This is a genomic window from Singulisphaera sp. GP187 (genome assembly GCF_900129635.1).
In the GTDB taxonomy this organism is placed as follows: domain Bacteria; phylum Planctomycetota; class Planctomycetia; order Isosphaerales; family Isosphaeraceae; genus Singulisphaera.
Genome location: NZ_FSRB01000002.1, coordinates 1,343,296 through 1,356,464, shown reverse-complemented (window position 1 = coordinate 1,356,464; position 13,169 = coordinate 1,343,296). Strand labels below are relative to the sequence as shown.

The following is a 13,169-nucleotide window of genomic DNA, read 5'->3' as shown; positions in this document are numbered from 1 at the left end:
TTACCTTTGACCGTTGGTGTCGAGCCGCTGGCGAAGGCCCCGCAGTCCGCGCCTGAGCAGGCCCGCCACGGCCGCCTTGCTCCTCCCGAGCTGGAGGCCCACGTCGGCCACGGAATACCCGCCCAAATGATGCAGCTCGACGGCCTGCCGCTGATCCTCGGGCATGGCGGCGAGCGCCTCGGCCAGAAGGACGAGTTGTTCCTGCCGAAGCACCTGCTGGCTCGGCGACGACTGGTCGACTGCCAGCCAAGTCTCCAGCCGCATGGAGGTTTCGTCGAGCAACGTCAGCAGCGAACGTTCCAAACGCACGTCGCGCTTGCCCCGGCTGTAGCGTTTGACCTCATCGGCGGTCGTCGTGGCGAAGACCTTTCTCAGCCAGGCCGCCCGCTCACACTCCTCGGTTCCTTGAAATTGGTCGAGCGCTTGGTGCGCCCGCAGAAGGGTGAGCTGCACCAGATCGGATGGGTCGAGCTTCCCCTGAAGCCGCCGACCCACCCGGAGCCGGGCGAGAAGCTGCAAATAGTCCCGGTAGCGCTCCAGGAGCGCACTGTGCGTGTCGAACCGTTCTCCCACGATCTTCACCCCCCTCTGCACTGAAAGACGACAATCCCGAGGGGGCGGACCGCGATTCACTCCTATTTTTTGATCGGCCCCCGCAGTACCGGCGACGCGCAACCCGATCCGAGCGGAGAGCGGCCGCACTCGTCTCCCTCGGCGTGAATGTGGCGGGGGATCGGCGAACCATGCGTGGTGAATGATCTCGGCGCGGCTCCCGACGCCGCGAGGAGCGTCACCCCGCCGGTAGCAGACCCTTCGAGCGAAGAAACTCCCGAGCGACCGCCGCCGGGTCGCGTCGTTTGACGTCGACCTCCTGGTTGAGCCGGCGCATCGTCGAGGCGTCGATCTGGCCCGCGAGTTCGTCGAACGCTTCACGAAGCCGGGCATCCTTCCGTAGCGTCGCGTTGCGGACGAGTGGGACCGCCTCGTACGGGGGGAAGTAGCGGCGATCGTCCTGGAGCGAGATCAGGTTGAACGCGGCGATCCGGCCGTCCGTCGAGTCGCCCGCGGCCAGGTCGATCGAGCCTTGGGCGACCGCCTGGTAGAGCAGGTTGCGATCCATCTCGCGTGGAGCGGTCGCGAAGTCCAGGCCGTACGCCTTGGTCAGCCCGGGATAGCCATCGGGACGGTTCATGAACTCGGGTCCGAAGCCCGGCCGAATCGTCGCGAGGTGCCGGCGCAAGTCCGAGATCGAGCGGATCCCCAGCGATTCGGCCTGCTCACGGCGCATCAGCAGGGCGAAGGTGTTCTCAAACCCGAACGGCTCGAGGGTCGCGACCCCATCACGATCGGCCAGGACCGTTCGAACCCGTTTGAGGACGACTTCCGGGTCGTTCTGGGGCGGTTCCTTGAGGATCGCCATCAGCGCGGTCCCCGTGTACTCGACATAGGCGTCGAGCCCCCCCTGGCTGAGGGCGTTGTAGCAGACGAGCGTCCCTCCCAGGTTGAAGCGGCGATCGACGTGAAACTCGGTGCGTGCTTCCACCAGGTCGGCGAGCATGTGGCCGAGCAAGATCATCTCGCTGCCGTCCTTTGAACCGATCACGACGGTCGTGGATCGTGCCCGGTCGGCCGCGCGGTCGCTCAACCACCCCCAGGCGGCCACGCCGAGCAGAACGAGGATCGCCGCCGAGGCCGCGACGGTGCGGAACCGCGAGCGGCGAGGCCGCGACGGGTCGAGGGCGTGCTCAACCTCGCCGAGCGACGCGTCGCAGGCCAGGGCCAAAACTGCCGCCGGGATCGAGCCAAGCAGGATCAACCGAGAGTCGGAGAGCGAGACACCCCGGAAGATGTAGCTCCCCAGTCCCTTCGCGCCGATGGCGGCGGCAATGGTCGCCATGCCGACCGACGCCACGGTGGCAACCCGAACACCGCCCAGGACGATCGGAACGGCGAGCGGAAGCTCGACGATCCGGAGCCGCTGCCAGGCCGTCATTCCCAACCCGACGGCCGCTTCGGCCACGTCGCGCGGGATGCTCCGCAGCCCCAGGATCGTGTTCTTGATAATCGGCAGAAGCGCATACACCACCAACGCGGCACGGGCGGGTGGTTTGCCGATCTGTCCTCGAAAGACAATCAGGAGGAATCCCAGCAGCGCGAGGCTCGGGACCGTTTGCAGTACGTTGGCCAGACCGACGACGACCCGTTCGGCCGCGCGCGACCGCATCGCCAGGATCCCGAGTGGGACCCCGATCAAGACGGCGAGAACGAGGGCCTCCATCACCAGGTCGAGATGGGCGGCCGTGGCCTCGGCGAGTTGCCAGCGCTCGGACCAAGCCAGGTCGATCAGGCCATTCATGCCGAGTCTCCCAGCATATCCTCGAGGACCGATTGGGCGTCGCTGAAGAAGTTCCGAACGAACGCGTTGGCCGGGCGCCGGAGCAGGTCGGCGGGAGTGCCCACCTGGATCAAGGTTCCGTGATCGACGATCGCGAGCCGATCGGCGACCCGGCAGGCCTCGCGAATGTCGTGAGTGACGAAAACGACCGCCTTCCGGAGCCGGAGGCGAAGCCGGTGGAACTCGTCCTGGAGCTCGCGCCGGGTGATCGGGTCGAGCGCACCGAACGGCTCGTCCATGAGTATCAGGTCGGGATCGCCCATCAAGGCGCGGGCGACCCCAACGCGCTGCCGCTGGCCGCCGCTCAGTTGATGCGGCCTCAGCGGCGCGAACCGATCGGGCTCGAGCCCGACCAACTCGAGCCATTCCCAAGCTTCCGCGTCGCGTTCCTGAGTCGGGCGGCCTTGGAGCCGGAGCGGCAGCCCCACATTTTTGAGGACATTCATGTGTGGCATCAAGCCGACATCCTGAATCACGTAGCCCATCGACCGCCGCAACGCAATCGGGTCCCAATCGCGCGTGGAGACGCCACGGACCAGCACATCCCCCGACGTGGGGTCGATCAGCCGGTTGACCAGCTTCAAGAGGGTCGTTTTCCCCGAGCCACTCGTTCCCAGGATGGCAAGGCACTCGTCAGGCGCGACCGTGAGGTCGACCCCACGAAGCGCTTCAGGGCCATCGGGATAGGATTTACGAACCTGGTGCCAGGCGACGGCCGGTGGGGTGTGGGAATTCGGTATCACGTGCGGACCTGTCGGTTGGACGCGGCGGACGGTTAGACCGTATCACGGCCGGCTCGATTCCGATACATTGCTCGAGTCCGTGTTGAAACCCTCATGCCGAGAACGTTGCTTCGGAGCACCCGCTATGCTCGCCTTCCACCTCGCCACATTCAAGGTCGATGCGACTCCACCCAACGGCCACTCCTTATGCGGTGGCTGGATCAAGCCGGTGGTGGGGGTGGACGACCCGCTCTGGTTGCGTGGGGTGGTACTCCAAGGGGCGGGGCTACCGATCGTGCTGGCCGCCCTGGACTGGACCGGGGTGATGGACGAGTCGCACCGGCTCTGGACCGAGGCGCTTGCCGAGGCCGCGCACACGACGCCCGACCGGGTGGCGCTGCACTGCGTCCACCAACACAACGCGCCCTTCATTGATCGCGAGGGGAACGCCTTGCTCCGCAAGGCCAACGCCGCCCCCTTATTATACGACGAGGCGTTCGTCGACGACCTGGTCAAACGCGCTGCGGCCGCGGTGCGGGAGTCTCTGGTCGCCTCGAAGCCGGTCACCCACATCCGAGCCGGACAGGCCGAGGTTCACGAAGTGGCCTCGAACCGCCGCGTCATCGGCCCCAACGGCAAGATCCGGTTCACACGGGGTAGCGCCACGCCCGACCCGGTGGCGCGCGCCGAGCCGGTGGGCACGATCGACCCAATCCTCAAGTCGGTCGGCTTCTTCCAGGGGGATCGTCCCTTGGCCCGGCTCTACTACTACACCACGCACCCGATGAGCTACTACGGCGACGGGCGGGTCTCGAGCGACTTCGCCGGCCTGGCCCGCCAACAGCGGGCCGCCGATGAGCCGGACACGTTCCACGTCTACTTCACCGGGGGGGCAGGCAACGTCACCGCAGGCAAATACAACGACGGCAACCACGCCAACCGTGCCATCCTCGCCCAGCGCATCCATACGGCGATGAAAGCGGCCGACGAGAACGCCCAGGATCGAGCCCGCCCGCTCGACTCGGCCGAATGGGTCACCGCCCCCTTCCGGTTCGCCGCTCGCTCCGACCTTGATCTCGACAAGCTCAAGGCGATCGTCGCCAATCCCAAAGAGAGCGTCGTCAACCGAAATCGAACGGCCATGACCTGCGGCTGGCTGATGCGTGTGGCTTCGAGACGACCGATCCTGCTCTCAAAGCTCGAGTTAGCAGGCGTGACCCTGCTTCACCTGCCGGCGGAAACCTTCGTGGAGTACCAGCTCGGCGCCCAGGGCGAGCGCCCCGATACGCTGCTCGCCACGGCCGCCTACGGCGATGGGGGACCTTGGTACATTCCCTTGGAACGATCGTTCGCCGAAGGGGGCTATGAACCCTCGGTCGCCGGCGTGGCCATCACCTCCGAAACCCCCTACCGCAAGGCGATCAGCGACCTGCTCAAGAAACAGGCGTGACCCGTCGCGTACAATACCCCAGAAGGGGAGCGGATCGCGCCCCCCGCTCCTCTTCCGCCATCCCTTTCTTCCAAGGATGGGTCATGCCACGACGCGGCACTTCTCCGGCGCTTTTCCTTGTAGCCTGGACGCTCTTCGTCGGGTCGGGCCTGCCAAGGGTCAGCGCGGACGACGACCTGGAGAAACATCTGGCGGCATTGCGCAGCCAGGTGGAAAACCAGACGCTCGACCTCGATAAACGCGAGCAAATCGTGCTCGAGATGGCGGGCACACTTGATCGGGCCGCTCAGTCGGCGACGACGGCTTCGGAGCGGCGGAAGCGCTGGACCGAGGCGATCAACCTCATCGATCGGTTCGATTCCGAAAACCCCGAGCATACGCAAGCGAACCAGTTCCGATTTCAGTCCGCGGTTTACCTCTGGGCGCGCGGGCGGCTCTGGGCCGACCAGCGAGAACTCGCCCCCGGCGATCGCGAGGCGGGAGACTCCGCGATCGAGAATCTCGACGTGGCGATCTCCCGATTCCGAGCCCTCAGCGGTGCGCTCCGCGCGGACGAGAAGGTCCTCGCCCAAAACATTCGATTCCGGTTGGCTCAGGCGCTGGCCGACCGGGCGAGGCTCGCCCCTGAAGAGTCGGAGGAACAGCGTTCGCGGCTCCGTGATGCCGCGCAGGTGCTCGAGAAATCGATCGACGAGCCCGCGCTCGTTGGATTCGCGTCGTTACTCCGCGCCGAGGTCTTGGCAAAGCTCGGCGACGAGGGCGGGGCAAAGTCGGCACTCGAGGCGGCGGAGAAAGCGACGCCGCCACCCACCCCCGAAGCCCTGATCGAGGCGAAGGTCGGGATCGCGATGGCGGCGAAACGGTTCGACCAGGCGCTCAAGGACATCGAACACGCCGGTGTCAGCGCCTCGGAAAAGGCGTTGTTCACCCTGCGAGTTCGGCTGAACCAGCGCGCGCGGATGGCTCCCGGGTCGGGCCGCAGTGAAGTCGAGAAGGCCCTCTTTCAGGCGGTGCGCCCCTTGCAGGGTTCGACAACCGCGGAGGCGAAGCTCGCCTTGCTCGACCTGGCGCGAGGGATCAAGGAACCGGACGAAACGCAGGACCCAGGCGCCTGGGAGATCCTCGCCGAGGCCGCGATCGCCGCGGGGGAGCTCGCCCGCGCCAGCGCCCTCGATGCAAAAGGGGGCGATCGTGCCGATGCGACGGGCCAGCCCGAAAAGGCCGCCGCGCTTCGGCTCCGCGCGGGCGCCTCACTCTTCCAGGCCGGAAAATTCCTCGAAGCCGACGCGATCCTGACTCGGGTTGCCGACAATCCCAAGGCCGGCGGCACCCGCGCCAAGGCCGGCCTGCTCCGGATCATGGCGCGGGCTCGCGCCTTGGCGACGAAACAGGCAGGGGCGTCCCAGGCGGCCTACATCACGGCTCTGGAGACGCAGATTCGTGACTTCCCGCAGGATCCCTCGGCGAACGAAGCGCGTTGGCTGTTGGGCAAGTATCGGCTCGCCACGTCCAAGTCAGTGGAAGCTCAGTCGCTCTGGGCCGAGATCCCCCATGCCGATCCCCGTTGGCTCGATGCCAGGCTGGCGGTCGCCGGCCTTCGCCAAGAGGCCCTCGACGCGCAACGGGTCAACAATGACCGTACGCTGGTCCGCCAGCGCTATACGGAAGCGCGTTCCATCCTGAACGAAAGCTACACCCAATGCCAGAACGATACCCAGCGTGCCGCGATCAACCTCGCCCTGGTCCGTCTTGAACTCACCCCCGATGTGGGTCAAGCCGAGGAGGCCCGACGGCTCTGTGAGTCGGTCCAGCGGTCGGCCAGCCAGGCCGATCAGCGAGAACGGGCGCGTCGACTCCATCTGATCGCCGTCGCTGAGCTCAACCACTTTCTCGAAGCCGAACAAGCCGCACGCGCCGAGATCAAACTCAGTCACCCGGCCGACTTGCTCGAGATTGCACGACTGCTCGACTCAGTGGCGTCGGAGTCGTCATCGGACCTCCGGGTCCGTCGCTTCGGCCTGATCAATCGGCTGCTGCTCGCCGGCATCCTCGAACGCCAAGGCGAGCTTACCCAGGTCCAGCTCGGCGAGGCCAAGCTTCGTCAAACCCGCGCGTTGCTGTTCATTGGCGACGAGGCCCGCGCCCGCGCTTCGATTACGGCGGACTGGGGAACCCCTCCCTCCCTCGAGGATCGGATTCTCAAAGACATGGCCGACACGTACATCCGTCTGAGCGCATTCGACCTCGCCGCGGAAGTCCAGCGGCTCCGATCGCGACAAGCCGTGGCAGGCTCTCCTGCCTGGTTCGAGTCGCGGTATGGCGTCGCTCTGGCCCAGTACCGCGCCGGGAAGAACCGCGAGGCCGCCAAGCTCATCGATGCCACGGCCATCCTCCACCCCGAACTTGGCGGGGGCGACCTCCACGAGAAATTCGTCCACCTCCGCGCACGCCTGAACCCGAACGATTAGCCGCCCTCCACGCTTGGGGACATGGTACGGCTTATGAATCCACCGCACGCTCCATTCGCGACGAATCCCGAGTGGGACCAGGACGCACGCGAACCGGCCCTGGGGAACGCGACGAAGCCGGCCTCCCCCCCGTGAATGGCAGAAGCCCACCCTCCTGACGGAGCGTGGGCTTCACTCAACACGAGGGATGGTGACGCCAAGCGGGGAGCGGATCTTCGAAGTCCGCGCTGAGCGTTAGTTCTGGTCGATCCAATTGGTCGCCTTGGGCCACCAGGGCGGATTCTTCAACTGTCGAGGCCCATTCACGTCCGTCGCCTGGGTCGGATAGATGACCGGGCTCAGGCTGGGAAGGTTCGGCGTCGAGAAGGACGTGCCCTCGCTGACCACGGAGCGGCCGTCGTAACCGCGACTGTAGGTTAATACGGGCGCGGAGGTCGCGCGGAGCGAGGAGAGCGGCCCATAGATATCCATGGACGTGTCGCCAAACGAGTCGGCCGGGGTGTATCCGCCGCCGACCGGGAAATTGCCGCGCACGGTCATCACGGGGGTGGGTGTGAACGTCCCGAGCGGAGCGGCGGACCGGGGAGCGGCAACCGGAGCGACCGTGGCAACCACCGTTCGCTCCCGTCGTCGGAACGGCCAACCCGCCTCAGCGCGGGTCGCGTTCCAGGCAAACAGACCGAGGATCGCCAGGCAGCATCTCCCCCGAACCGACGAAAGACCACTCATGTTGTCCCCTCAAGGTGTCGCTCAGTCGGACGTTCCGCGGACCGCAACTCGGCCACACAACGCCGAACCTTGAGGAATTCTACCCGCTTTTTTGGGGTAAGGAGCCGAATTTAGCCAACATGCCGGGAGGAGGGGAGCAATCGGTACGATTCTTCGATGATCCGAGCGATCCCTTCACCGAGATTGGATGAAAGCAGTTCGTGGAGCTTCCATGCAAGCTCGCGTTCACGTACCGAGAGGTAGCTCTCCGCCGGGGCTGTGACCAAGGGGGCGGATTCCACGCTGAACCGCGAGCCATCGACATTTTCGATCGTGGGCGCGGTGCGTGAGGTCGGGATGGTCAGAGGACCTCCCTCGGTGGGGAGCCACTCGGCATTGGCTCGTCCCGGCCGCGCCGTGGCCGCAACGATCGGACCGGCTTCACTATGGCCGAGGAGGATCTCCATCGACACGTCGAGCGCGAGGGCGATCCGCCTCAACGTACCGGCGCGTGGCAACTCCGTCTTGCCGCTTTCGATCTGGTACAGAGCGGTCCGCGAAATCGCGGCGCGGCTTGCCAACTCGTCGGGTCCCCACCCCTTGGAATAGCGATGGTCCCGGACTCGCTGAGCTAACGACATCTTGAGCAACCTCGCTTCGGGTGAATACAGTGTGCTGCGGCTGGGCACCATTCGGAGCCGATCCATCGCCTCCGGCTTGGCCGAGGTCGGTGGGGCGTCTACTCGAATGTCGAAGTATCCATTTCATTGATTCATCATTAAGCTGTCGAAAATTTACAAAACCTTTGTTTCCACGTCAACAATTCCTTTCGTACAAACGGCGCAATCTTATCCTGCGTGCTACATGACCGGTAAATCTCGAACAGTTTTCCGAAATGCTAATCCCCACGGTTAGCGCCTCATTGGGTGATAACTCCACTCACTCACCGCCCCGAGACTCGTTCTACACGCGCGGAGCGGCCCCCAGAGGCTCGAGACGGCCTCGTCGCACCCGTTCGTTGGCAATCCGGGGAGGCAGAGCGAGCGTCCCTACATCGCCAGGGGAAGACGAAGATAAGGATGCAATCCGCGAGGGAAGACCAAGTCCTCTCCCCTGGGACCGCGGGCGTCCCGCCCGCTCTTGAATTCAATCCATCGAAGAGCGGGCGGGACGCCCGCGGTCCCAGGGGGGAAATCAAGACTAGAGAGGATGGGGGACTTGGGGACGCAAGGAAGGCAAATTGACAAGTGGGCAGTGCAGGGACGTTTGGCTCACGTCTTGTTTTCAAGTTCCTTGAGCACACCCGCAAGCAACGAAGGATCGCGTTTGAGGAGCAAGTGCTCGACACGGGTCGCGGGGAACTCCAGCTTCGTCAGGCTTTCGCCCACCTGCTTCCAGAGCCGGTCGCACTTCTTACCTTCGGCGAGATAGATCTCGGTGACCAACTCGCTGAGCCGCTGCACCTGAAGCGAGGAGAAATTATTGTAATATCGCTTGATGATCTTTTGCTGATACGGCGAGTGATCGGCCATCGTCGAGCATCCTGAAGCGTGATTGAGGGAAGGGACGGTGTGTCAGTCCGTTTCGGGCTTGCGGCGCAGTTGCTTGGTCGCGGAGCGTCGCCCCTTCGCTTCCACCCGACGGATCTTCGAGGCATGGGTCGGTCGGCTGGGGCGGCGGATCTTGGGAGGGGTCGCGGCGGCGAGGATCAGCTCGCGCACCTTGGCGAGGCAGTCGGCGAGGTTCCTGGACTGGTCGCGGGTCCGTTGCGAACTGACGAGCAGTTCGCCTTCGCGCGTGAGCCGGTTGGCCAGCGCCAAGAGGAGCCGCGCCCGAACCGGCTCGGGAAGACTCGGACTCGTCGCCGGAATCCAGCGGAGCAACACCTTCGAGTTCACCTTGTTGACGTTCTGCCCACCGGGCCCGCCCGAGCGCGAGACGTCAAACTGAAACTCCGCCAGCGGGATCGAGATCCGGTCGTTGATCCTGAGCATGGTCGCTCGATCCGATCCAAGGGGTGCAGGTGGAAACGAGGCCTTGGACGATGCCTCGCGGGCTGCTTGGGCTTCTGTATTGTAGCGAACGTGACAGAAGTGGCCAGGTGGAATGGAGCCGCACCGCGTGGTTGCCAGTGGGCAGCGCCGATCGGGCCGAGCGGGGATGACGCCGCGCATTCGAAAGGGAAAACCGCCCCGCCGCGGCGTCAAACGCCGTCGGCGGGGCGGGAACGAAATGCGGGTTGATTAGCGGCTGGACGCTGCGGTTCCACTCATATCCATGCTCGACTGGGAGTTGGCCAACGCGTCGATGCTGGACTGAAGTTTCGTGGAGATCGCGGCACTCTGACGCTGTCCGGTGTTGACCACCGGCTGGCGACGCCGGATCGAGACGACCTGAGCCGCCGCGGGCGGGGCCGCCGCGGCAACCCGAGTGTTGCGAACCTGGATGGCGGCCGGGCCGCTAGGAACCTTGGCCGCAGTCACCGGGGTCGCCACAGTCCCCACGACATCTCCATGGAGCGAGGCTCTCCGCTGGAGCACCGAGACCGGAGTTTGCAGTCGGTTCGGATTCGCAGCTTGGCGGCTCTGGGCCTGGGAGACGTCGGCCGGAGAGTAGAAGCTGAAGTCTCGGTTGAAGACCCGCATCGAGGTCACAAACTTCTGGCCATTCTTCAGCGAGCCCATGATGGGGGCTTCGATGATGCCTGGCGGCAACTTGACGTCCGTGCCCTTGAAGACGAAGGTCTCGTCAAGGAACTGGTCACGGTTGACTTTCCGGAAGAAGTTGAAGACCGGACTCGCGCCACCGAAAGTCACCGTCGACGGGTCGATCTGGGTGACGTCGAATCCGGAGGTCCCGAGAATCGAGACCCGGATATCGGTCGGGTGCGCCGTGTTGATGTGGTTGTTCTGGTGCGGGTTGATCACGACCGGCGGCGAGACCGGCGGGCAGACCGGCGGCGGCGGGCAAACCGGCGGCGGCGGCACAATCGTCTTGTCGAACGGCACCGGCACTTGCGGGAAGAACGCCTCGCCGATGCCATCGTCCTCGCCCGAACCCGCGAACGCTCCGATGCTGATCACCTTGTCGGGGGTCAGGGTCTGCCCTGTCTCCTTCAGGTAGAGCTGAGAGAAATGGTTGATTGCGAACTCGAGATTCGGATGTACCGTCGAGTTCACCTTATAGACATTGCCGGTATTATCCGGCAACGGCGTGCCGAAATCGGGCGTCGTAGGAGGCGCATTCGTGTTGACGATTGCCTGGGCAACCTGATACTCTTTCGGCGTCCTAGGATCGTTAGAAGAGTAACCAGCGACAATATCCGCAAAACCGTCCCCATTGAGGTCAAGGAAGGCCCCCATGGTTTCAGACTTGCCAAACTGCGGCGGATCATCGAAGGCGAGCACGGAAGGTCGAAGTGCGCGCACCGCCGCACTCACGGTCCCGTCATCTCCATTGTTGTCGGCATCGCCGGCAATCACGGAGAAGGGACTCGTTCCGGCCTTGTAGGGGAACGGGCCCGGTCCAGGATTGTTAGGGTCGGTTGTGGAGTCTCTCGGTGGTTGGTCGAGACCGATACTCAAGACATCGTCGGATGCCGAGTAAGAGACTCGAATCCCGCTGAGCGTAAACCCTGACACCCCGATGATGGGGGCAAGATCATTGGGAAGGTTAGCGGTTGCACTCACCGTAGTAGCCGGGATGACTACAACGCCTGGTTGCTGTGTAGCGGGAAAATCGACTTTAACGTTCCCGGTGAAGTTAACGCTGAGAAGCTGCCGATGATCAAGCTGTTCCATCGACACGGCGGTCCGTTTGGTGGTCTTGAGACCGCCGGGACGACGCCGCCACGATTGAACGGCATGAAGCAGCCTAGAGATCAGTGACATCGCGCCATCGTCCTTTCTAACAGGCCAGCGTCCGTTGGGACGCGGACCAACAGGGAAGGGTGACCCGATTCGCGGTTCAGGAGCGACCGTGAGTCGAGACATCCCGGCGGTGCGAGGAGACCCGCCTGCCGGAACACACTGCGGTTCAACCGACGTCCGTCGGCCGGACTGCCGTGGTTCTGGGGGCGTTTTCTGTCCCCCAGGTCATCGCGTGCCTCCAGCACGCGGCGGTTGACGCGGGACGTAATACCTTTACGTGGAAGGAGACTCGTAATGGTGAGCCGAAACGCGCTCCGATGGACCCTGGCGACGCTGACGTTGCTCGGAGCGAGTTCTGTGTCGGCGGACCCGATCAATTTCACTGGGTTCGTCGAGAACGATTTCAACAAAGCCAACGACCCTAATGACAAGATCCGAATCATTTCGGTGGATCCCGATCCGTTGAATCGGATCACGCAACTTCCCCAAATGACCGCGCAGAATATCATCAACGGATACGCCATCAAGGACATGCGACTGCAATACGACAAGGCCACGGATACCCTGTCGGTCGGTCTGAACACGTACAGCATCGCGGGGAGCGCCATCGGGAATGGCGGACCGGACATCGCCAAAGCGTTGGCCGACTATGGAGGAGTCGATCCCGCCCACATCGGTGGACTGAAATCGATTACGGTCGCCTTCGCCGGAGCCAATCCGGTTGATTCGAACTCGCATGGCCCCGTCGTCGCCGTGGCGGGGATTCCCTCCGACAAGTCGCTCGCCGGGCCGGGTCTGATCGGGTTCAACGTCGCCGCCTACAACGGTTCGAATAACAAGAGTTTGCAGAACAGTTACGGGGCCACGTTGACGAACAACCTCGGTACCCTGGCCTTCGATCCCTCGGCCGCCCACCCGGGCTTCGAGTTCACCATCAAGAACTTCAGTCACATGGCGCCCGGCGTCCTCGATCCGAAAGACGGCTTCTGGGTCGCGGCCTATGCCGGCTCTCCCAACGACAATCCGATCGGTGAAGAAAGCAGTGGTTTCCTCCACGTCCCGTCGTTCGGCGCACAGGTTCCCGAGCCCGCGACGGTCCTGTCGTGGACGATCGTGGCGGCAGCGGCGGGCGCGGTTCGGCTGCGACGCCGACGCGTAGTCTGACCGGTATGTGATCGATTCCTTGACCATTGATGCATCCCAACACAAGACGGTAGCCCTTCCCAAGGGTTACCGTCTTGAACATCGGCCGTGCCCACCCCGCGAGTCACGCTCTTTTTCGCCACTTGTCGCATGCCTCACGCTACGGCCCTCAGACACTGACTTTCTTCCGCGGACCACCCTGTCGACAAGGCTTCGCTCACCGGCCCGGCTGACTCTGCGGATCACGAAGACCGTCGGCACTGAGGCCCTTTTGCCGCCTCCACGCCACGTGGAGTTCCCGCCACTCACCCCCCACTTGCAATCAAGACTCTTGCAAGTCATGCCTTTCATCCGCTACGCTGCGCGTCTCCCCCCGTCAGGTGAATGTCGAGACGTGAACCGACCGGGATACAC

11 protein-coding genes are annotated in these 13,169 nt (G+C 64.2%); 3 read left to right on the top strand and 8 right to left on the bottom strand.

The window, feature by feature from the left end; all coding sequences use genetic code 11:
• The 3 genes from BUS42_RS29795 to BUS42_RS29785 form a co-directional block, all read right to left on the bottom strand.
• Entirely contained in the window at positions 1-582 is a 582-nt protein-coding gene (locus BUS42_RS29795) for a sigma-70 family RNA polymerase sigma factor (protein WP_216821098.1), read from the bottom strand.
• Positions 583-790: 208 nt separating this feature from the next.
• Positions 791-2,356 (bottom strand): ABC transporter permease/substrate-binding protein, encoded by a 1,566-nt coding sequence (locus BUS42_RS29790; protein ID WP_074313111.1) that lies wholly within the window; start codon positions 2,354-2,356, stop codon positions 791-793.
• A complete protein-coding gene (locus tag BUS42_RS29785) occupies positions 2,353-3,138 on the bottom strand; it encodes an ATP-binding cassette domain-containing protein (protein WP_074313109.1) in 786 nt (261 codons plus the stop codon). Before BUS42_RS29785 ends, BUS42_RS29790 begins: the two co-directional genes overlap by 4 nt.
• Positions 3,139-3,262: 124 nt before the next feature.
• Here BUS42_RS29785 and BUS42_RS29780 point away from each other — a divergent pair, with 124 nt between their 5' ends.
• The gene (locus BUS42_RS29780; protein ID WP_074313107.1) at positions 3,263-4,567 is read left to right on the top strand and encodes a hypothetical protein; all 1,305 of its coding nucleotides are present in this window, start codon (positions 3,263-3,265) and stop codon (positions 4,565-4,567) included.
• Positions 4,568-4,650: 83 nt separating this feature from the next.
• A complete protein-coding gene (locus tag BUS42_RS29775) occupies positions 4,651-7,035 on the top strand; it encodes a hypothetical protein (RefSeq protein WP_074313105.1) in 2,385 nt (794 codons plus the stop codon).
• 234 nt (positions 7,036-7,269) lie between these two features.
• On the opposite strand, the gene BUS42_RS29770 is transcribed toward BUS42_RS29775, so the two are convergent.
• The 5 genes from BUS42_RS29770 to BUS42_RS29750 all read right to left on the bottom strand — a co-directional run bounded on the left by BUS42_RS29770 (position 7,270) and on the right by BUS42_RS29750 (position 11,225).
• Positions 7,270-7,764, bottom strand: coding sequence for a hypothetical protein (locus tag BUS42_RS29770; protein ID WP_074313103.1), 495 nt, complete (start codon positions 7,762-7,764; stop codon positions 7,270-7,272).
• 110 nt (positions 7,765-7,874) lie between these two features.
• Positions 7,875-8,384 (bottom strand): helix-turn-helix domain-containing protein, encoded by a 510-nt coding sequence (locus BUS42_RS29765; protein ID WP_074315487.1) that lies wholly within the window; start codon positions 8,382-8,384, stop codon positions 7,875-7,877.
• 630 nt (positions 8,385-9,014) lie between these two features.
• Complete coding sequence (locus BUS42_RS29760; RefSeq protein WP_074313101.1) at positions 9,015-9,275, bottom strand: hypothetical protein; 261 nt, start codon at positions 9,273-9,275, stop codon at positions 9,015-9,017.
• 42 nt (positions 9,276-9,317) lie between these two features.
• Complete coding sequence (gene arfB, locus BUS42_RS29755; protein WP_074313099.1) at positions 9,318-9,737, bottom strand: alternative ribosome rescue aminoacyl-tRNA hydrolase ArfB; 420 nt, start codon at positions 9,735-9,737, stop codon at positions 9,318-9,320.
• A 249-nt stretch (positions 9,738-9,986) separates the two neighbouring features.
• Positions 9,987-11,225, bottom strand: a complete 1,239-nt coding sequence (locus BUS42_RS29750; RefSeq protein ID WP_254053879.1) for a hypothetical protein — start codon at positions 11,223-11,225, stop codon at positions 9,987-9,989.
• A 681-nt stretch (positions 11,226-11,906) separates the two neighbouring features.
• Here BUS42_RS29750 and BUS42_RS29745 point away from each other — a divergent pair.
• The gene (locus BUS42_RS29745) at positions 11,907-12,776 is read left to right on the top strand and encodes a hypothetical protein (RefSeq protein ID WP_074313095.1); all 870 of its coding nucleotides are present in this window, start codon (positions 11,907-11,909) and stop codon (positions 12,774-12,776) included.
• Positions 12,777-13,169 lie beyond the last annotated feature (393 nt).